Below are 18,734 nucleotides of genomic sequence, written 5' to 3' on the forward strand. Positions count from 1 at the left end.
TTCGCTCGTTCGTACGACCGACTGCCGCCCAGGGTATCGGGGTCAGCCGCCGTTCCTCGGGGCCCACATGATCACGGCCATCCCGGCGAGACAGATCAGGGCGCCGGCCATGTCCCAGCGGTCGGGGCGGTAGCCGTCGGCGACCGCGCCCCAGAGCAGGGAGCCGGCCACGAAGACGCCGCCGTACGCGGCGAGGACGCGGCCGAAGGGGGCGTCGGGCTGGAAGGTGGCGACGAAGCCGTACGCGCCGAGGGCGAGGACGCCGCCGGCCGCCCACAGCCAGCCGCGGTGCTCGCGCACGCCCTGCCAGACCAGCCAGGCGCCGCCGATCTCGAGGAGCGCGGCGACGAGGAACAGGGCGGCCGACCGGAAGATGAGCATGTGGGCAGCCTGGCACGGTCGGGTGCTGTCACCTGTTGGAGGGCGCCTGTCGGGCGCCCGGCGTGGGATACATCCCCTTCGTACCCGGCCCTTCGTACCGGGCCGTTTCCGATCGAGGAGTGGTGGCATGCGCAGGATGCGGGTTCTCGCGGTGGTGGGCGCGGTACTGGGCATGACGTCGGCGATGGGGCCGGTGGGCGCGCCCGCGCAGGCGGCGGACGCGGCAGAGGCGGCAGGGGCGGTGTCGCGGGAGGCGACGGGTGAGGCGACCGAGGCGGATCTGTCGTACCACGGCTCCGCCGTCATGCGCGGCGGCCGGGTCGACGTCCGGCTGACCCCGCGCAACCACGGTCCGGGGGACGTCTCCGACTCCACCGTGCGGCTGCGCTGGTCGGTGCCGTTGGCGCCCGGGGCGCAGCGGCTGCCGGCCGGCTGCGCGCGGACGGGCCGCCAGGAGGTGGTGTGCCGGACGGGGGCGCTGGCCGCGGACGGGCTGGGGGAGCGGATCGCGATGCGGGTGTGGCTGCGGGGGCGGCCGACCGAGGTGACGATGGCCGTGGACACCCTGTGGGGCGGCGGGGCGGTGGACCGCAACCGGTCCAACGACCGGCAGCAGGTGCTGGTCCTGGACACCGGGGACGCGTACTTCTTCTGACGTCCGCGCGAGCGGGGCGTCGTACGATCTGCGGACGGCGCTGACGGCGGTGCCGACGAAGGGGTGCGATGTCCGGGAACGTGCGCTCGCGGCTGCTGGCCGAGCTGGCCGTCGTGTCGCGTCGCTACGCGGCCGCGTACGCCCTGTTCAACCAGGCTCTCGCCGACCGTCTCGGACTGCACCCGACGGACCTCCAGTGTCTGAACCTGCTGATGCTGGAGCGGGAGCCGGTGACGACGGGCCGGGTCGCCGGGCTGACGGGGCTGACCACCGGGTCGGCGACGCGGCTGGTGGACCGGCTGGAGAAGGCGGGTTACGTCGTCCGGGAGCGGGACGCGGCCGACCGGCGACGGGTCCTCGTGGTGACGGTGCCGGAGCGGATCGCGGAGTTCACCGGGATGTGGGAGCGGCTGGGCGGCGACTGGACGCCGCTCTTCGAGGACCTGGGGGACGACGAGCTCGCGGTGATCGTGCGGCACATGCGGCGCACGGTGGAGTTCGGCACGGAGCAGGTCGCACGCTTGCGGGAAGGCCGGGTCTAGGGCGGGATGCGGGAAACGGACATACGGCCGGCCGCGCCGACGGCGTCCGCCGGCGAAGCGCGAGCGCCGGGCGTCCGCCCGGCGCGGGAACTGCCCCGCAACTGGCCGCTGTTGCTGCTGGGCGCGGCGGTGGTGCCGGGCGTGCTGCTGGTGCTCGTCGGGCGGTCACTGGACGCGCCCGCGATGCAGGCGTGGCGGACGGTGTTCCTGGCCGTGACCGTGCAGGCGCTGCCGTTCCTGTTGCTGGGCACGGCTCTGTCGGGGGCGATCAACGCGTTCGTGCCGGCCCGGGTCTTCGGCCGGCTGCTGCCGAAGCGGGCCGCGCTGGCGGTGCCGGTCGCCGGGATGGCGGGCGTGGTGCTGCCGGGGTGCGAGTGCGCGTCGGTGCCGGTGGCGAACAGCCTGATCGGGCGGGGGGTCACTCCGGCCGCCGCGTTCGCGTTCCTGCTGTCGGCGCCCGCCGTGAACCCGGTGGTGCTCACCGCCACGGCCGTCGCCTTCCCGGGCAGTCCGGAGATGGTGCTGGCCCGCCTGCTCGCCTCGCTGGCCACCGCCGCCGCGATGGGCTGGCTGTGGCTCTGGCTGGGGCGCGAGGAGTGGTTGAAGCCCACCGTCGTCCGGCACACCGGGCATGTGCCGGGACGCAGCCGGCTCACCGAGTTCCGGCGTGGTTTCCAGCACGACTTCCTGCACGCGGGAGGCTTCCTGGTGGTGGGGGCCATGGCGGCGGCGACCTTCAACGTGGCGGTGCCGCGCACGCTGCTCGACGCTTTCGCCGGTTCGCCGTGGCTGTCGGTGCTGTTCCTGGCGGCGCTGGCGATCGTGCTGGCGGTGTGCAGCGAGGCGGACGCGTTCGTGGCGGCCTCGCTGAGCGGGTTCTCGCCGGTCGCGCGGCTGGCGTTCATGGTGGTGGGGCCGATGGTCGACCTCAAGCTGATCGCACTCCAGGCGGGCACCTTCGGCCGGGCCTTCGCGGTGCGGTTCTCGGCGGCCACGGCGGTGGTGGCCGTGGTGTGCAGCGCGGTGATCGGAGGGGTGCTGCTGTGAGGCGCTTCGCGCAGGTGGGGCTGCTGGTGCTGGGTGGCCTGGGGTTGCTGCACACCTCGCTGTTCACGGACGAGTACCTGCGGTACGTCAAGGAGGGAATGCGGCCGCTGCTGATCGCCTCCGGGGTACTGCTGGTGGTGCTCGGCGTGGCGGAGGCGTGGGCCTCCCCGCCGAACGGGGAGCGGGGGCACGACGAGCGGGGGCACGGCGGGCAGGGGTACGGCCGTGCGGAGTCCGGGGAGCGGGGGCACGGCGCGCAGGGGCGCGGAGAGCCGGGTCCCGGCCGTGGGCAGCGACATGAGGGGCACGGGGGTCACGAGAGTCGCGGAGAGCAGCACGCGGGGCAGGAGGGCCAGGAGGGGCATGGGCACGATCACTCCGCGGTTCCCCGGATCGCCTGGCTGCTGTTCCTGCCCGTGCTGAGCCTGCTCTTCTACGCGCCGCCCGCGCTCGGCTCCTACACGGCCTCGCGGGAGCCGGCGAAGGCCGTCGCCGTACAGGAGGACGCCTTCGATCCGCTGCCCGCGACCTCCCCGCTGCCGATCACGCTCACCGACTTCACCCAGCGGGTGCAGCAGGACCGGTCGCGGGCCATCCGGGGTCGCGCCGTCGTGATGACCGGGTTCGTCAGCCCGGCCCCGGGGAAGCGGGACGGCTGGTATCTGACCCGGATCGTCGTCAACTGCTGTGCGGCGGACGCGTCGTCCGTGAAGGTGCTGGTCACGGGGGTCGCGGCGCCGAAGGCCGATACCTGGGTGAACGTCACCGGGACCTGGCGGGAGAGCGGCGCGCTGGGCACGTCGTCCGCGGCGGTCGCGTTGGACGCGCGGGCCGTGCAGAAGGTGCGCAAGCCGCTGAACGCGTACATGGACGCGCTGCCGCTCCCGTCCTGAACGAGGCCCCCTGAGCGCCCCGGGGGGCGTCGCTTAGACGTCGGCGCCGTCCGCGCCGTCCGCGTCATAGCGTCGGCGGGCCGCCTGGACGTCGTCGAAGTGGGTCTCCGCCCAGTCCTTCACGGCCGTCAGCAGCAGCGCGAGATTGCTGCCGAGGGGGGTCAGCTCGTAGTCGACGCGGACGGGGACGGACGGGGTGACCGTGCGGGTCAGGATGCCGTCGCGTTCCAGGGAGCGCAGGGTCTGGGTGAGCATCTTCGGGCTGACGCCGGCGATCCTGCGGGCCAGGTCGCTGTAGCGCTGGGCGCCGGGGGCGAGGGCCGAGACGACCAGGCTGACCCACTTGTCGCTGAGGCGGTCCAGGAGCTGGTTGGTCGGGCAGCTGCGGAGGAAGGCGTCGTACTCGCTTCGGGCCTGCTCGCGCCGCTGGGCGGCGGTCGTGGTGGCCATGGCGGCTCTCCTCCCGGTGACGTAGGCACCTTCAGGTAACTACTTCCTCCTGGATAGTAACTCTTCCTAGGGTTGCGGCAGCAAGAGGGCAGCGGGCGGGCGGCGTGAGACACGGGAGCTTCCCGGGGAGCCGTTCGCAAGCGGTCCCACAAGTGCCAGCCATATCAGGGGAGTTGTCATGCGTGCAGCAGTGGTGCGGACGTTCGGCGGGCCCGAGGCCGTCGAGATCGTGGACGCGGAGCTGCCGGAGCCGGCCGCCCGGCAGGTCCGGATCAAGGTGGCGGCGGCCGCGCTGAACCCGGTGGACGCCGGGGTGCGCTCGGGCGTCTTCGGCGGCGCGGGCAAGCAGGTCGGACTCGGCTGGGACATCGCCGGGACGGTGGACGCGGTGGGAGTGGCCTCCGCGTGGAAGGTGGGAGAGGAGGTCGTGGCGCTCGACTACGGGATGGTCAAGCCGCTCGGCGCCCACGCGGAGTACGTCGTCGTCGACGCGGACGCGGTGGCGCTCGCGCCGGCTTCCGTGGACGCGGTGCACGCGGCGACGCTGCCGCTGAACGCGCTGACCGCCGCGCAGGCGCTGGACCTGCTGGCTCTGTCGCCGGGGCAGTCGTTGCTGGTCACGGGCGGTGCGGGGGCGGTCGGCGGGTACGCCGTCCAGCTGGCCGCGCGGCGCGGGGTGGAGGTTGCCGTGCTGGCCAGGGCACAGGACGAGGAGTTCGTCCGGTCGCTGGGGGCCATCCGCTTCGAGGGCGGCGAGGGGGGCTTCGACGCGGTGCTCGACGCGGCGGTGCTCGGCTCCGAGGCGTTGGCCCTGGTGCGGGACGGGGGCGTGTACGTGGGGGTGATCCCGCAGGCTCAGCCCGCGTCGGAGCGAGGGATACGGACCGACGCCGTCGAGGTGAGCGCGGACGGGGCCCGGCTGGCGGAGCTGGTGCGGTCGGTGGACGCGGGGGAGCTGACCCTCCGGGTGGCCGAGACCTACGCCCTGGAGGACGCGGCGAAGGCGCACGCGCGGCTGGCAGAGGGCGGAGTCCGGGGCCGTGTGGTGCTGGTCCCCTAGCGGGGGCCGCGACCCGGGCCCGCGCGGTCGAGGCGGCGTACAGGTCTCGGGCGGTGGGGGCGGGCTCAGAGGACGCGGTGCCTCGCGTACGTGGCAGGGGGGACCCCGATCGTGGTGGTGAAGTCGCGGACCAGGTGGGCCTGGTCCGCGTAGCCCAGGTCCGCGGCCAGGGCCGCCCAGTCCGCCGTCTCCTCGGCCTGCGCCCGTTCCAGGGCCTCGTGGATGCGGTAGCGCAGGATCACCCACTTGGGGCCCACGCCGACGTACGCGGCGAACAGCCGCTGGAGCAGGCGTACGGAGAGTCCCTCGTCGCTCGCGAGGTCCGCGACCTTGCGGATCGTGCGGTCGGTGCGGATGCGGTCGACGAGGGTCATCGCCAGGTCGGCCTGCGGGTCCGGGCGGGGGGTGCGGGCCGCCAGGAGATGGGCGTCGAGGGCGGCCACCCGGGCCTCCTCGTCGGCGGGGTCCAGCACCGGGGCCGGGTCGGTGCCGGTGAGGTGGACCCGGCGGCCCGTCCAGTGGGAGACCGGGTGCCCGGGGGCGAAGGGGCGGAAGCCGCCGGGGCGGAACTTGACGCCGCACACCCGCCCCCGCCCCTCCAGTTTCTGGGTGAAGAGCCCCTGCTGGACGCCGGCGATCTCGACGAAGGGCTCCTGGCCCTCGAACCGCTGGAAGACGAGGTGGACCGCGGGGTGCGGGACCACGTGCGAGACGTACGGCTCGGCCAGGTCCCAGTCGATCAGCCAGTAGTGCTCGACGTAGGGGCGCAGGGGCGGGGCCGGTTCGGGGCGGTGGAAGCGCACGCGTGCGAGGAAGTCCGCGGCGTCGACGATGCCCCGGGTGTCACGGCGTGGGGTGGCCATGTCCGGATCGTAGGACGGGGCACTGACATCGACGTCGGTAGGCGGAATAGCGGGAGCGGGGGAGGTGTTTGGCCGGTATAGTTTAACGGTCAACAACTTTGGAGGTTGAGCGACCATGCAGTTCGGGATCTTCAGCGTCGGCGATGTCACGCCGGACCCCACCACGGGCCGTACGCCGACCGAGCGCGAGCGGATCAAGGCCATGGTCGCCATCGCGCAGAAGGCCGAGGAGGTGGGCCTCGACGTCTTCGCCACCGGCGAGCACCACAACCCGCCGTTCGTGCCCTCGTCCCCGACGACGATGCTCGGTTACATAGCCGCGCGGACGGAGAGGCTGGTCCTCTCCACCTCCACCACCCTCATCACCACCAACGACCCGGTGAAGATCGCCGAGGACTTCGCGATGCTCCAGCATCTGGCCGACGGGCGCGTCGACCTCATGATGGGGCGCGGGAACACCGGCCCGGTCTACCCCTGGTTCGGCCAGGACATCCGGCAGGGCATCAACCTCGCCATCGAGAACTACGCCCTGCTGCGCCGGCTGTGGCGCGAGGACGTGGTCGACTGGGAAGGCAAGTTCCGCACGGCCCTGCAGGGCTTCACCTCCACGCCGCGCCCGCTGGACGACGTGCCGCCGTTCGTGTGGCACGGCTCCATCCGCTCGCCCGAGATCGCCGAGCAGGCCGCGTTCTACGGCGACGGCTTCTTCCACAACAACATCTTCTGGCCGGCGGACCACACCAAGCGGATGGTCGAGCTGTACCGCGCCCGGTACGCGCACTACGGACACGGCACGCCCGAGCAGGCCATCGTGGGGCTCGGCGGGCAGGTCTTCATGCGGAAGAACGCGCAGGACGCGGTGCGCGAGTTCCGTCCGTACTTCGACAACGCGCCGGTGTACGGGCACGGGCCGTCGCTGGAGGACTTCACCGACCAGACCCCGCTGACCGTCGGCTCGCCGGAGCAGGTCATCGAGAAGACGCTCAGGTTCCGCGAGTACGCAGGCGACTACCAGCGCCAGCTGTTCCTCCTGGACCACGCCGGGCTGCCGCTGAAGACCGTGCTCGAGCAGCTCGACCTGCTCGGCGAGGAGGTCGTGCCGGTGCTGCGCAAGGAGTTCGCGGTCGGCCGTCCGGCCGAGGTGCCGGACGCGCCCACCCACGAGTCGCTGCTCAAGGCGGCCCAGGCGGCCCAGCCCACCCAGGAAGGGGTGAACGTCGTATGAAGCTCGTCGTCGTCTCGGCGGGGCTGAGCGTCCCGTCGTCGACCCGGCTGCTGGCCGACCGGCTGGCGACCGCGACCGCCGGGCGGGCCTCGGCGGAGGTCGGGGTGGAGGTCGTGGAGCTGCGTGATCTCGCCGTCGAGATCGCCCACAACTTCACCAACGGCTTCCCCGGCCGGAAACTGGCGTCCGCGCTGGCCTCGGTGACGGCGGCGGACGGGCTGATCGTCGTCACCCCGGTGTTCTCCGCGTCCTACAGCGGCCTGTTCAAGTCGTTCTTCGACGTGATCGACCCGGACGCGCTGGCGGGCAAGCCGGTGCTGATCGCCGCCACGGGCGGTTCCGCGCGGCACTCGCTGGTGCTCGAGCACGCCCTGCGGCCGCTCTTCTCGTACCTGCGCGCCGTGGTCGTCCCGACCGCCGTCTACGCCGCCTCCGAGGACTGGGGCGCGGAGGGCCTGCCCGAGCGGATCGAGCGGGCGGCGGGCGAGCTGGCGACACTGATGTCGGGCCTGTCCACACCGTCCGGACCGGTGCAGACCGAACAGGGCAAGGGCACGAAGGACGAGTTCACGGTGGTGCCCTTCGCCGACCAGCTGGCCGCACTGGCCGCCCGCTGAGCGCCGGACGATGACCTCCTGATCGCCGGGCGGGAAGGCGCGGCCCGCCCGGCGCTCGAGGAGATCCGGTCCGTCCGGCAGGGGAGGACGAGGCCGTACGGCCCGGAGCGGGGGTCCGGGGACGGCAGCCCGCGAGCAGAGCACGCCCACCCGGACGGTGAGAGCCCAGTAAGAAGGGTGATCGTAGGACCGTCCCCACCGCCCAACCGCCGGAGGCCTTGCCAGACTGGCCTGGTGCCTCCCACCGTGCTGCTCGCCGAAGACGACCGTGCCATCCGCAACGCCCTGGAACGCGCCCTGACGCTGGAGGGCTACCGGGTGACCGCGGTCGCCGACGGCGTCGAGGCGCTGGCACACGCCCACAAGAACCCGCCGGACGTGCTCGTCCTCGACGTGATGATGCCCGGCATCGACGGCCTCCAGGTCTGCCGGGTGCTGCGCGCCGAGGGCGACCGCACGCCCATTCTGATGCTGACCGCGCTGGTGGAGACCGCCGACCGGATCGCCGGTCTGGACGCGGGCGCCGACGACTACGTCGTGAAACCGTTCGACGTCGAGGAGGTCTTCGCCCGGCTGCGGGCGCTCCTGCGCCGCACCAGCCCCGACACCGCCCCCGAGGCCGCCACGCCGGTGCCGGAGGCCCCGAAGCGGGGTACGGAGCGGGGTCCTGAGCGGCACGTGGACGCGGCCGGGCTGCGGATGGACCCACAGGCGCGGCGGGCGTGGCGGGGCGGACGCGAACTGGAACTGACCCGCACCGAGTTCGAGCTGCTGGAACTGCTGGTGCGCAACGCCGGGATCGTCCTGGACCACTCCACGATCTACGACCGTATCTGGGGCTACGACTTCGGTCCCGGCTCCAAGAACCTCGCCGTCTACGTCGGCTATCTGCGCCGCAAGCTCGACCAGCCGGGTGCCCCGCAGCTGATCCACACCGTGCGCGGGGTGGGTTACGTGCTGCGGGAGGACTGAGTGGGTGAGTGGGTGAGTGGCGCAGAGCGAGCGGCCCGGGGCCGACGGTGAGACGGGGGACCGTGAGACGGGCCGACTGTGAGACGAGGACGACGGTGAGACGAGGACGCGAGTGAGCCGTCCGGGTCGGTTGCTGTCCCGGCCACGGCCGAAGCTGGTGTCGCTGCGCACCACGTTCGCGGTGTCCTTCGCCGCCGTGACGGCCGCGGTCACCGTGCTCGTCGGCGTCCTGTCGTACTCGGCGGCCGCCCGGCTGGTCCGGGTCGACCAGGAGTCGGTGTTCGACGAGGTCGTGCAGGACCTGCGGGACGAGGTGCGCGACCACCGGATGGCGGCGGCCGACTTCTCCTCCTCCGCGCCGGGCCACGACATCGTGCGGCCGGCCCGTACGGACGTACAGGTGCTGGGCGCGGACGGCTCGGTCGTGGACAGCGGCAGCCCCGGACTGCCCGTCGTGTCCGCCGACCGCGCGATCGCGGCGGCCGCGGCGGCGGGACGGATCACCGAGCACGAGGACGTCGACGTCGGCAGCGACGTCTACCGCGTCGCGACCGTCTCACTGGGCGGCGGCCGGGGAGCGGTGCAGGTGGCGCAGGAGTTCAGCGACACCGAGGACCTGCTGCGGGCCCTCCAGCAGCGCACGCTGGTCCTGATGATCGCGGTGGTGACGGCCGCGGGGCTGTTCGGCTGGTGGCTGGCCCGGCGCATCACCCACCGCCTGGTCATCCTGACCACCGCCGCCGAGGACGTCGCCCGCACCCGCCGGCTCGGCGTGCAGGTGCCGGTCACCGGGCACGACGAGGTGGGGCGGCTGGGCCGCGCCTTCGACCGCATGCTCGGCCGGCTCGCCCAGTCGGAGGAGGACCAGCGGCGGCTGGTCCAGGACGCGGGGCACGAGCTGCGCACACCGCTCACCTCGCTGCGTACGAACATCTCGCTGCTGCGCCGCATCGACGAGCTGCCCCTCGACACCCGCGACGAACTGGTGGCGGATCTGACCCAGGAGGCCCGGGAACTGACCGACCTGGTCAACGAGCTCGTCGACCTCGCCGCCGGCCAGTCCGACACCGAGCCGCCGCGCAGGCTGGACCTGGCCGACCTCGCGGAGGAGGTCGCCGGTCTGGCACGGCGCCGCACCGGGCGGTCGGTCGTGATCCGGACGAGCGGTGACACCACCCTCTACGGGCGGCCGGGCATGCTTCAGCGGGCGCTGTCCAACCTCGTGGAGAACGCGACCAAGTTCGACCGCGAGGGCGGAACGCCCGTCGAGATCGCCGTCACCGGGCCCTCCCGGCCGGGCGTCGTCCGCGTCGAGGTCCTCGACCGCGGTCCCGGTATCGCCGAGGCCGACCTGACCCGCGTCTTCGACCGCTTCTACCGCGCCGCCGACGCCCGTTCCCTGCCGGGCTCGGGCCTGGGCCTGTCGATCGTGCGCGAGGTGGCCCTGGCACACGAGGGCGCGCCCTTCGCACACCGGCGGGCGGGCGGCGGCTCGGTGATCGGGTTCACGGTGGGCGGCGGGTTGTGACGGGGGTGAGCGTACGTCTGACCGGGCCTCGCGGTCGCGAAACCCGGTCTGCTCGAAACCGGTCCTACGGCTCGAGATGCACCTTCTGCGTCACGGGTTCCGTTCCTTGGGCCCCGTTGACCCTGAATTCCTGCGTGTACTTAGAGCCGCCTACGCAGGTAACGGTCGCCGTAGCGTCTCTGCCCTTCTTCGGGATATTCTTGAACTTGACACTGTACTTGTTGGAACTCTTGACACCGGTGTCGTCCACCTTGGTTTCCTTGCTCGTCGCTATCGAGACCTCTTCTGGGGAAGAGTCGTCTTCGCAGTCATCTACTGTCCCTGTGACTGTGACGGCAGGAGGCGGAGGGGCTGCGGATGCCTGACCGGCTATCGCGAGGGATGCCCCTCCGGTGAGCGGCAGCAGCGCCGCGATGGTGAGAACTGCGAGACGATTACGCATGAGGTTCTCCCAGATGATTCCGGCATGCCTGAGTGATTCTCTGCCAAGGTCCCGCGTTAATTTATCGAGGTCAAGGGCCACGTCTACCCCTGCCCTGCGGGGTAGAAATACCCACATCGGGAATTATTCTGGGCCGGTGAGACCAATTTCCACGGCGATTCGGGTCAGGTCGGGGCGGCGGCGGGAGCCTGTTTTCTCGCCGATCCGGTCGAGGTGCGAATGGACCGTGTGTTTGCTGATGCCCAATGCGGCGGCGATCTCGTGGTCCGTCGAACCGTTCGCGAGAAGGCGCAGGATTTCCTGCTCCCGGTCCGTGAAACGGGGGGAGGGTCCCACCAGCTGGCTGGTGGGCGCGGAGACGTAACTGCGACCCGAACCCACGGTCCGGATGGCGGTCAGCATTTCGTGCGCCTCCGCCTGCCGGCTCAGATAGCCGCTGGCGCCCGCCTGGAGCGCCCGCACGGCGTCCAGATGCGGTGAGGACGACACCACGAGGACGGCATGCCCCCTCCGCCGGAGACTCGTCACGATCGCGGTGAGCCTCGGCGCGGGCTGCTGGAGGTCCATCAGGACGACCTGTGCGCCCCGCAGGCCGCCGTCCGCGCTCTCGAGCGACGGGGCGGCCGAGACCAGGTGGAGGTCGGGAGCGGCGCCGATCAGGTTCGAGATGCCGTGCCGGAAGACGGGGCAGTCCCCGATGACCGCGATCCGCACGCGTTCGGCGCAACCGCTCACCGGAACCTCCGCTGCTCGATGGACAGGGCACGACAGACACGCCCCGTCCCCAGGGTCGGCGGGGCGGGCGCCTCCTGCGCGGTGGACTGGACCCTTCGGGGGAAGCGCGGGCCGTGGGAGGCAGGTGGGGCGAGGTGAGAAGCGGCGGGGGAGCGAGCCATGGGCCAATGTTGTGCACTTTCTTGACGGCAGTCAGTTGAAGGCCTAACTTCGCGGTGTCCTTCCCCCGGTCAAGGGAGACCGCGATGCCCCCGTCCCCCGTCGCATCACCGTCACCGTCACCGTCACCGTCCACCTCCCCGTCCGCGGCCGCGGCCGCCGAACGCTCCAGGCAACTGCGTGTGGTCGCCGCCTCCGGACTGCTCGGCACCGCCGTGGAGTTCTACGACTTCCTCGTCTACGGAACCGTCGCCGCCCTCGTCTTCGGCGAGCTGTTCTTCCCCGGCGCCGACCCCGCCGTCGGCACCATCGCCGCGTTCGGCACCTTCGCCGCCGGCTATGTCGCCCGCCCGCTCGGCGGCGTCCTCTTCGGGCACTTCGGCGACCGGCTCGGCCGCAAGTCGATGCTGCTGCTCACCATGGGTCTGATGGGCGGCGCGAGTTTCCTCGTCGGACTGCTGCCCACGTACGACACGATCGGCGTGTGGGCGCCGGTGCTGCTGATCACCCTGCGGGTCGTGCAGGGCATCGCCATCGGCGGCGAGTGGGGCGGTGCCACGCTCATGGTCGTGGAGCACGCGGGCGAGCGGCGGCGCGGACTGTGGTCCAGCTTCACGCAGATGGGGGCCCCGCTCGGCTCCCTGCTCTCCACGGCCGTCGTCGCGCTCGTCGTCGCCCTTCCCGAGGACGAGTTCGCGGCCTGGGGCTGGCGGGTGCCGTTCCTGCTGAGCGTGGTGCTGCTCGGCGTCGGCCTCTTCGTCCGCCTCAAGGTCGTCGAGAGCCCGCTCTTCGCCGAGGTGAAGAAGGACCGCGCCGAGTCGCGGCTGCCCATCCTCGACGTGCTGCGGCGACCGCGCCCGGTCCTGCTGGCCTGCTGCGTCGGCATCGGCGCCTTCACCGCCCAGTCGCTGCTCACCAGTTACCTGATCGCGTACGCCACCGGCATCGGCTACGCCCGACCGCAGGTGCTCACCGCGCTCACGGTGTCCGCCGCCGTCGCCCTCGTCGTGCTGCCCTGCGCCTCCGCGCTCTCCGACCGGGTGGGCCGCCGTCCGGTCGTCCTCGCCGGAGCGCTCGCCTCGGCGGCGCTGGCCTTCCCCGTGCTCGCGCTGGTCGACTCCGGGTCGCCCGGACTGCTGATCCTCGCCGTCGTCCTCGGCCACGGCTTCGCCCAGTCCATGATGTACGGGCCGCTGGGCGCGCTGCTCACCGAGATGTTCGGGACCCGGGTCCGCTACACCGGCGCCTCCCTCGGCTACCAGGGCGCCACCCTCATCGGCGCCGGCTTCTCCCCGATGATCGCCGGCAGCCTGGTGGCGGGAAGCGGCGACAGCACTCCCGTCTCCCTGCTGCTCTGCGGCGGCGCCGCCGTCACCGCCGTGACCGTTCTCTTCGTCCGCGAGACCAGTCGGACCTCCCTCGCCGACACCGCGGACCCCGCCGAAGGCTCCGACGCCCCCCGCACGCAGGAGATCTCCGCATGACGCACCCCGTCCCGGCCGCCGCCCGCATCCGTACGCCCGCCCGCACCCGGACCCGCACCCGGACGCGCACCGTCTGGGCGGCGGCCGTCCTGCTCGCCGCCACCGCCCTTCCGGCCTCGACGGCGGCGGCAGCGGCGGACACGAGCCACATCGAGGGCCGACTGCCCTCCGGCGCCGCCTACCTGATGGACGTGCCCGCCGCCTGGAACGGGACCGTCCTGCTCTTCAGCCACGGTTACACGTCCGGTCCCGCCAACCCCGCGCAGGACGCCCCGGACGACGCGACGAAGGCCCTCCTCCTCGAGAAGGGCTACGCGCTCGTCGGCTCCTCGTACGCCACCACGGGCTGGGCGGTGGCGTACGCGGTTCCCGACCAGCTCGCCGCCCTCGCCGCCTTCACGGACCGCTTCGGCGCGGCGGTCCGTACGATCGCCTGGGGACGGTCGTACGGCGGGCTCGTCACCACGGCCATCGCCGAACGCCATCCGGACCGCATCGACGGCTCCGTCGCCCTGTGCGGCCTGGTCCAGGGCGGTGTCGCCAACTGGAACAACACCCTCGACCCCGCCTTCGCCGTCAAGACCCTGCTCGCGCCCGGCTCCGGCGTCCCGCTGGTGGACCTCCCGGACCAGACGGCCGCCACCGACGCGGCGAGCACCCTGACGGCCGCGGTCGACTCGGCGCAGTCGACGGCCGCCGGGCGGGCCCGGATCGCCCTCGCCGCCGCCCTGCACAACATCCCGGTCTGGAACCAGCCGACGCAGACCCGGCCCGCCGCGACCGACTGGGACGCGCAGCAGGCGAACCAGTACGAGGCCGTCAAGGGGCTGCTGCAGATCGCCGCCTTCAACCGGCGGCAGGAGGCCGAGGTCCGGGCCGGCGGCAACATGTCCTGGAACACCGGCGTCGACTACGCGAAGCTGCTCGGCCGGTCCTCCGTCCGCAAGGAGGTCACCGAGCTGTACAGGAAGGCGGGGCTGTCCCTGACGGCCGACCTGGCCGCCCTCAACCGCGCCCCGCGCATCGCCGCCGACCCGGACGCGGTGGCCTGGATGAGCGGCACCAGCTCCTTCACCGGTGAGCTCACCAAGCCGCAGCTCTCCGTCCACACCGTCGGCGACGCCCTGGTCCCGGCCCAGACCGAGAGCGCCCTGCGCCGGGCCGTGACCGCCGCCGGGGCCTCGGCCCTGCTGCGCCAGGCGTACGTCGACAACGCGGGCCACTGCACCTTCAGCCCCGCCGAACAGCTCGCCGCCCTGCACACCCTGGAGGACCGTCTCACCACCGGCCGCTGGCGGGGCGCCGACCCGGCCGCCCTCAACTCCCGTGCGCGGGCCGCCGATCCCACCACCCCCACCCGCTACGTCCCCTACCACCCCACCGCCTACCTGCGCCCGTACGACCTCGCCCACCCGGCCGACGGCCGATAGCCCGGCGACCGTCCGCCACACCCCTCGGCGGGCGGTCGTACCCTTTCTCCCGTGGAGGACGACGACATCCCGGACACCATGCGGCACGACATGTCGGACGAGGTGCCGGACGCCTCGGACGGCGGCGCCCCGCAACTGCGCCCGCAGTCGCTCATGCTCGCCTTCTTCGGCAACCACGTCCTGGAAGAGGGCGATCTCTGCGTCTACTCGGGCAGCATCATCGACGTGCTCGGCCGGGTCGGCGTCGGTGAACAGGCCGTACGGTCCACGCTGACCCGCATGGTCAGCCGGGGTCTGCTCCGGCGGCAGCGCGAGGGCCGCAGGATGTACTTCGGCCTGACCGGGCAGGCGACGCGCGTCCTGCGGGACGGCCGCACCCGTATCTGGCGCGAGGGCGCCGTCAACGACGACTGGGACGGCGACTGGACCCTGCTCGGCTTCTCGCTTCCCGAGTCCCGCCAGCGCGAGCGCCACGACCTGCGCTCACGGCTCGCCTGGTCCGGGTTCGGCGCGCTGTACAGCGGGCTGTGGATCGCGCCGGGGAGGGTCGACGTCGCCTCCGTCGTCGCCGAACTCGGGCTCACCGCGCACGTGAAGATCTTCCACGCCTCGGCCGACGAGGCGACCGACATCGGCCTCATGATCCGCGACACCTGGGACCTGGAGAGCGTCGCCGCCCGCTATGTCTCCTTCGACAAGCGCTGGACCGCCCACCTGACCGCGGGCCCGGGCGAGGACCCGATCGGCACCCGCCTGCTCCTCGTCAGCGAATGGCTCTGGACGATCCGCGCGGACCCCCGGCTCCCGGCCCGCCACCTCCCGCCGGACTGGCCGGCCCGCCCCGCCCAGGACACCTTCCGCCGGGTGGCCGGCCAGACCGAAACCCCGGCCCGCCACCTGGCCCGGACCCTCCTGGAAACCGCCCCGCTACGCTGACCGGGCTCCCGCCGTCCCGCCGTTCAGTCGTTCTTGCGGGCCACTCCGCCGTAGATGCCGATCGGTGGGGCGTTCCGCTTCGGGGGCTCTTCGGGGCGCCAGTCCGGCACCGGGACCAGGCCCGGGTCGAGGAGGGTGAAGTCGCCGAAGAGGTCCAGGACGCGGGCGTGGGAGCGCAGGTTCAGGGAGGCGCTGGCCTTGTTGTAGACGGAGGCCGCGTCCTCGCGCCGGTCGTCGTGGACGTCGCCCGTGGCGTGCGACAGGACGAGGTAGGAACCGGCGGGCAGCGCGTCACGGAGTGTCGCGACGACGGCGTCCGGGTCGTCCGCGTCGGCGAGGAAGTGCACGACGGCCACCAGCAGCAGGGCCACGGGCTCGTCGAAGTCGATGATCCTGCGCACGTCGGGGTGGTCGAGGACGGCCCGGGGATCCCGCAGGTCGGCCAGGACGACCGAGGTGTGGGCGTCGGCGCCGGGGTCGGCGTCGGCCATCAGGGCCATCGAATGGGTGCTGACGATCGGGTCGTTGTCGACGTACGCGACCCGGGTCCCAGGGGCTACGGAGTGCGCGATCTGGTGCACGTTGGGCTCGGTGGGCAGGCCCGTGCCGATGTCGAGGATCTGCCGGACGCCGCCCTCCGCGACGACGTGCCGGACGGCGCGGTGCATGAAGTGCCGGTTGGCGCGGACGCCCTCCCGCACCTCCGGGGCCACCTTGATGAACTGCTCGGCGGCATCCCGGTCGACCTCGTAGTTGTCCTTCCCGCCGAGGAAGTAGTCGTACATCCGTGCGGGGTGGGGCTTGCTCGTGTCTATCTTCAAGAAGGGGCTGCCGGTGCCGCCGCTACCGGCGTCGCTGCTGCCGCTGAGGGGAGAGGTCATGCTGCCTGGCTCCGTCCTGGACTCGCGTCCCACCACCGGATGAACCGCCGTGAGTGACTGTCAGATCATCATTCACCATGCGGGGTCGCTCGAAGACCAGCCCCGTCCCCGTGGCGGTCGACACGTTCCGTGAACCCGAACGACCGGACTCACGACGGGAGTTCCCGCCAAGAGGGCCCGCCGTCGCCCCGACCGGCCGCGACGGCCGCTCGGACCGGCCGCAGGCCGGACCCCGTCGCGATGTGTCCACATGGAGCACCGACCGTGAGGCGCCGCCGCCCGACGGGTACGGCTGCAGGGGGCCGCCGTGGCCACGACGGCCGTCCCGGAGCCGACGGCCGTCCCGGAGCCGACGGACGGGCGACCGGACGGCCGGGCGACGAGAGGTGGCGAGAGGTGGCGAGCGACGCGGTACATCGCACGGGACGGCCTGCGGGTCGCCCGGACCGGACCCGGGCACCACGACACCGCTGCCGCTGCCGCTGCCACCGCCGACGGCGTCCGGCCGACCGCCGGGCAGGTCGGGAAACCCGTCAGCCTGCCCCCGCCCTCCGGGGAAACCCACCCGGAGGGCGACTCACGCCCCACCCCGCACACACGTGAGGAAACACTCATGCAGACCGTCACCACCGTCACCCTGAACAACGGCGTCGAGATGCCGATTCTCGGCTTCGGCGTCTACCAGATTCCGCCCGAGCAGACCGAGCAGGCCGTCGGCGACGCCCTCGCCGCCGGCTACCGCGCGCTCGACACCGCGGCCGCCTACGGCAACGAGGAGGCCGTCGGCCGCGCGATCAGGAGCAGCGGCGTTGCGCGCGAGGAACTGTTCGTCACGACCAAGCTGTGGATCTCCGACGCCGGCGAGGATCGGGCCCGGCGCGCCTTCGACACCTCGCTGCGCAAGCTCGGCCTGGACCACCTCGACCTGTACCTGATCCACCAGCCCTACGGCGACGTCTACGGCTCCTGGCGTGCCATGGAGCGCCTCCACGCAGAGGGTCTCGCCCGGGCCATCGGCGTCTCCAACTTCCACGCCGACCGGCTCGTGGACCTGATCGACCACAACGAGGTCGTGCCGGCGGTCAACCAGATCGAGACCCATCCCTTCCACCAGCGCACCGACGACCAGGCGATCATGCGCGAGCGCGGCGTCCAGATCGAGTCGTGGGGCCCCTTCGCCGAGGGCCGCAACAACCTCTTCACCCACCCGGTGCTCGGCGGGATCGCCGCCGCGCACGGCAAGTCCGTGGCGCAGGTCGTGCTGCGCTGGCTCATCCAGCGTGAGGTCGTCGTGATCCCCAAGTCGGTCCGTGCCGAGCGCATGGCGGAGAACATCGACGTCTTCGACTTCCGGCTCACCGACGACCAGATGGCGGCCGTCGCCGCCCTGGACACGGGAGAGTCCCTGTTCTTCGACCACCGGGACCCGGCCATGGTCAGCCGTCTCGGCAATGTCACCCTCGACGCCTGACGGCAGGGAGGGCGCCGAACCCACCGGAAAAGCGGGGAGGTCCGACGGCGGCGGAGTCAGAAGAGGGGTGAGAGCCGAAAAGGGCGAGGGCCGAGGAGCTCGCCCGCCACCGGCCGACCTCAGCTCACGGCCACACCAAGCAGTACGGCTGATGCCCCGCCTCATGCAGACGGTGGCTGAAGTCCTGCCATTCGTGCAGCAACTGGTACACGTTGAACGCGTCTCTGGGGCCGCCCCGGTCCGGGACCGTCGACCAGATGAAGGCCGCCGCGCCCACCGCTTCCTCACCGATGTCCCGCAGCGGGTCCACGACCGTCATGGGGAGCTTCACCACGGCGTAGTCGGGGTGGAGAACGACCAGTTCCAGCGGGGGCACCTTGCTGAGCGGGACGCCCTCGATGCCGGTCAGCACCATGGCGGCCATCGTCTCCGGCTTGATCTTGGTGAACATGCCGTTCATGCCGAGCTCGTCACCGCCGAGTTCCTCGGGGCGCATCGAGATCGGGACGCGGGCCGCGGTCGCGCCGTCGGGCGCGCCGAAGTACTTGTACGTCACCCCCACCCGACCACCATTCCTGCTCCCCACCCGAAGGGGATCGACCCGCTGGTCGACTCGCCGGTCGATCCGCTCGAACCGCTCGCTCTGGTCGATCCGGTCGATCTGATCGATGCGGTCGATCCGCTCGGGCTCACTCGGTACACCTTGTGCCTGCGTCTGACGTGCTTCGTTCGCTTCCTCCGCGTCGCGCCGGTGCCTTCCCCGCCGGGCACGTCGAGGACCCAGGTCGTCAGTCCCCTCGCCCAGTCCGCCACCGCGATGCATATCTCCACCCGACTGCTTTTCTAGGACGCGTGGCCCCCGCCGCGCAACCCGATCATCGTGTCAGTGACCTCCCCCACGGCCGCCCGCCGAAACGTGCGTTGAAACACCTGTCCGCAGGATCTTCGCAGCCACTGGACACA

The 18,734-nt window shown here is 72.2% G+C and carries 20 protein-coding genes; 13 read left to right on the plus strand and 7 right to left on the minus strand.

All coding sequences use genetic code 11. The features are described from left to right. Positions 1-42 precede the first annotated feature (42 nt). Positions 43-381 (minus strand): YnfA family protein, encoded by a 339-nt coding sequence (locus tag QF030_RS24255; RefSeq protein ID WP_307164747.1) that lies wholly within the window; start codon positions 379-381, stop codon positions 43-45. A 127-nt stretch (positions 382-508) separates the two neighbouring features. Here QF030_RS24255 and QF030_RS24260 point away from each other — a divergent pair, with 127 nt between their 5' ends. The 4 genes from QF030_RS24260 (at position 509) to QF030_RS24275 (ending at position 3,518) form a co-directional block, all read left to right on the plus strand. Then, complete coding sequence (locus tag QF030_RS24260) at positions 509-1,036, plus strand: hypothetical protein (protein WP_307164748.1); 528 nt, start codon at positions 509-511, stop codon at positions 1,034-1,036. 68 nt (positions 1,037-1,104) lie between these two features. Next, positions 1,105-1,578, plus strand: coding sequence for a MarR family winged helix-turn-helix transcriptional regulator (locus QF030_RS24265; RefSeq protein WP_307164749.1), 474 nt, complete (start codon positions 1,105-1,107; stop codon positions 1,576-1,578). A 6-nt stretch (positions 1,579-1,584) separates the two neighbouring features. Continuing rightward, positions 1,585-2,625, plus strand: a complete 1,041-nt coding sequence (locus QF030_RS24270) for a permease (RefSeq protein ID WP_307164750.1) — start codon at positions 1,585-1,587, stop codon at positions 2,623-2,625. Beyond that, entirely contained in the window at positions 2,622-3,518 is an 897-nt protein-coding gene (locus tag QF030_RS24275) for a TIGR03943 family putative permease subunit (protein ID WP_307164751.1), read from the plus strand. The genes QF030_RS24270 and QF030_RS24275 overlap by 4 nt, the downstream gene beginning before the upstream one ends. A 33-nt stretch (positions 3,519-3,551) precedes the next feature. On the opposite strand, the gene QF030_RS24280 is transcribed toward QF030_RS24275, so the two are convergent. After that, positions 3,552-3,968: a winged helix-turn-helix transcriptional regulator gene (locus tag QF030_RS24280; RefSeq protein WP_307164752.1), complete on the minus strand. Its 417-nt coding sequence runs from the start codon at positions 3,966-3,968 to the stop codon at positions 3,552-3,554. A gap of 178 nt (positions 3,969-4,146) precedes the next feature. On the opposite strand from QF030_RS24280, the gene QF030_RS24285 reads away from it, so the two are divergent. Further along, entirely contained in the window at positions 4,147-5,028 is an 882-nt protein-coding gene (locus QF030_RS24285) for an NADP-dependent oxidoreductase (protein WP_307164753.1), read from the plus strand. Between the two features lie 65 nt (positions 5,029-5,093). Here QF030_RS24285 and QF030_RS24290 read toward each other — a convergent pair whose 3' ends face one another. Continuing rightward, on the minus strand, positions 5,094-5,891 hold the full coding sequence (locus QF030_RS24290) for a helix-turn-helix domain-containing protein (RefSeq protein ID WP_307164754.1): 798 nt from the start codon (positions 5,889-5,891) through the stop codon (positions 5,094-5,096). Positions 5,892-6,006: 115 nt separating this feature from the next. Between QF030_RS24290 and QF030_RS24295 the strand changes: the two genes are divergently transcribed. The 4 genes from QF030_RS24295 (at position 6,007) to QF030_RS24310 (ending at position 10,233) form a co-directional block, all read left to right on the plus strand. After that, positions 6,007-7,116 (plus strand): LLM class flavin-dependent oxidoreductase, encoded by a 1,110-nt coding sequence (locus QF030_RS24295; protein WP_307164755.1) that lies wholly within the window; start codon positions 6,007-6,009, stop codon positions 7,114-7,116. Continuing rightward, positions 7,113-7,733 carry an FMN reductase gene (locus QF030_RS24300; RefSeq protein ID WP_307164756.1) on the plus strand — a complete coding sequence of 207 codons (621 nt, stop codon included), beginning with the start codon at positions 7,113-7,115 and terminating at the stop codon, positions 7,731-7,733. Before QF030_RS24295 ends, QF030_RS24300 begins: the two co-directional genes overlap by 4 nt. A gap of 234 nt (positions 7,734-7,967) precedes the next feature. After that, the gene (locus QF030_RS24305; RefSeq protein ID WP_307164757.1) at positions 7,968-8,705 is read left to right on the plus strand and encodes a response regulator transcription factor; all 738 of its coding nucleotides are present in this window, start codon (positions 7,968-7,970) and stop codon (positions 8,703-8,705) included. 112 nt (positions 8,706-8,817) lie between these two features. Beyond that, a complete protein-coding gene (locus QF030_RS24310) occupies positions 8,818-10,233 on the plus strand; it encodes a sensor histidine kinase (protein WP_307164758.1) in 1,416 nt (471 codons plus the stop codon). Between the two features lie 64 nt (positions 10,234-10,297). Here the strand turns inward: QF030_RS24310 and QF030_RS24315 are convergent, their stop codons facing one another. After that, on the minus strand, positions 10,298-10,756 hold the full coding sequence (locus tag QF030_RS24315; RefSeq protein ID WP_307164759.1) for a hypothetical protein: 459 nt from the start codon (positions 10,754-10,756) through the stop codon (positions 10,298-10,300). 42 nt (positions 10,757-10,798) lie between these two features. Then, a complete protein-coding gene (locus QF030_RS24320; RefSeq protein WP_307164760.1) occupies positions 10,799-11,410 on the minus strand; it encodes a response regulator transcription factor in 612 nt (203 codons plus the stop codon). Positions 11,411-11,655: 245 nt separating this feature from the next. On the opposite strand from QF030_RS24320, the gene QF030_RS24325 reads away from it, so the two are divergent. Genes QF030_RS24325 through QF030_RS24335 form a run of 3 tightly spaced genes read left to right on the plus strand, consistent with a single transcriptional unit; the run spans position 11,656 to position 15,419 of the window. Further along, positions 11,656-13,053: an MFS transporter gene (locus QF030_RS24325; protein WP_307164761.1), complete on the plus strand. Its 1,398-nt coding sequence runs from the start codon at positions 11,656-11,658 to the stop codon at positions 13,051-13,053. Continuing rightward, entirely contained in the window at positions 13,050-14,483 is a 1,434-nt protein-coding gene (locus QF030_RS24330) for an alpha/beta hydrolase family protein (protein ID WP_307164762.1), read from the plus strand. The genes QF030_RS24325 and QF030_RS24330 overlap by 4 nt, the downstream gene beginning before the upstream one ends. A gap of 51 nt (positions 14,484-14,534) precedes the next feature. Continuing rightward, entirely contained in the window at positions 14,535-15,419 is an 885-nt protein-coding gene (locus QF030_RS24335; RefSeq protein WP_373428799.1) for a PaaX family transcriptional regulator, read from the plus strand. Positions 15,420-15,442: 23 nt separating this feature from the next. Here the strand turns inward: QF030_RS24335 and QF030_RS24340 are convergent, their stop codons facing one another. Then, the gene (locus QF030_RS24340) at positions 15,443-16,300 is read right to left on the minus strand and encodes an SAM-dependent methyltransferase (protein WP_307164763.1); all 858 of its coding nucleotides are present in this window, start codon (positions 16,298-16,300) and stop codon (positions 15,443-15,445) included. 613 nt (positions 16,301-16,913) lie between these two features. On the opposite strand from QF030_RS24340, the gene QF030_RS24345 reads away from it, so the two are divergent. Then, positions 16,914-17,771 carry an aldo/keto reductase gene (locus QF030_RS24345; RefSeq protein WP_307164764.1) on the plus strand — a complete coding sequence of 286 codons (858 nt, stop codon included), beginning with the start codon at positions 16,914-16,916 and terminating at the stop codon, positions 17,769-17,771. A gap of 124 nt (positions 17,772-17,895) precedes the next feature. Here QF030_RS24345 and QF030_RS24350 read toward each other — a convergent pair whose 3' ends face one another. Then, positions 17,896-18,333: a hypothetical protein gene (locus tag QF030_RS24350; protein WP_020130078.1), complete on the minus strand. Its 438-nt coding sequence runs from the start codon at positions 18,331-18,333 to the stop codon at positions 17,896-17,898. Positions 18,334-18,734 lie beyond the last annotated feature (401 nt).

This window comes from Streptomyces rishiriensis (assembly GCF_030815485.1).
GTDB lineage: Bacteria > Actinomycetota > Actinomycetes > Streptomycetales > Streptomycetaceae > Streptomyces > Streptomyces rishiriensis_A.

Excerpts from the sequence above, each read along its gene's own strand:
- QF030_RS24255 (WP_307164747.1), bottom strand. The coding sequence starts at position 381 with ATGCTCATCTTCCGGTCGGCCGCCCTGTTCCTCGTCGCCGCGCTCCTC.
- QF030_RS24260 (WP_307164748.1), top strand. The coding sequence starts at position 509 with ATGCGCAGGATGCGGGTTCTCGCGGTGGTGGGCGCGGTACTGGGCATG.
- QF030_RS24265 (WP_307164749.1), top strand. The coding sequence starts at position 1,105 with ATGTCCGGGAACGTGCGCTCGCGGCTGCTGGCCGAGCTGGCCGTCGTG.
- QF030_RS24270 (WP_307164750.1), top strand. The coding sequence starts at position 1,585 with ATGCGGGAAACGGACATACGGCCGGCCGCGCCGACGGCGTCCGCCGGC.
- QF030_RS24280 (WP_307164752.1), bottom strand. The coding sequence starts at position 3,968 with ATGGCCACCACGACCGCCGCCCAGCGGCGCGAGCAGGCCCGAAGCGAG.
- QF030_RS24285 (WP_307164753.1), top strand. The coding sequence starts at position 4,147 with ATGCGTGCAGCAGTGGTGCGGACGTTCGGCGGGCCCGAGGCCGTCGAG.
- QF030_RS24290 (WP_307164754.1), bottom strand. The coding sequence starts at position 5,891 with ATGGCCACCCCACGCCGTGACACCCGGGGCATCGTCGACGCCGCGGAC.
- QF030_RS24295 (WP_307164755.1), top strand. The coding sequence starts at position 6,007 with ATGCAGTTCGGGATCTTCAGCGTCGGCGATGTCACGCCGGACCCCACC.
- QF030_RS24300 (WP_307164756.1), top strand. The coding sequence starts at position 7,113 with ATGAAGCTCGTCGTCGTCTCGGCGGGGCTGAGCGTCCCGTCGTCGACC.
- QF030_RS24325 (WP_307164761.1), top strand. The coding sequence starts at position 11,656 with ATGCCCCCGTCCCCCGTCGCATCACCGTCACCGTCACCGTCACCGTCC.
- QF030_RS24330 (WP_307164762.1), top strand. The coding sequence starts at position 13,050 with ATGACGCACCCCGTCCCGGCCGCCGCCCGCATCCGTACGCCCGCCCGC.
- QF030_RS24340 (WP_307164763.1), bottom strand. The coding sequence starts at position 16,300 with ATGACCTCTCCCCTCAGCGGCAGCAGCGACGCCGGTAGCGGCGGCACC.
- QF030_RS24345 (WP_307164764.1), top strand. The coding sequence starts at position 16,914 with ATGCAGACCGTCACCACCGTCACCCTGAACAACGGCGTCGAGATGCCG.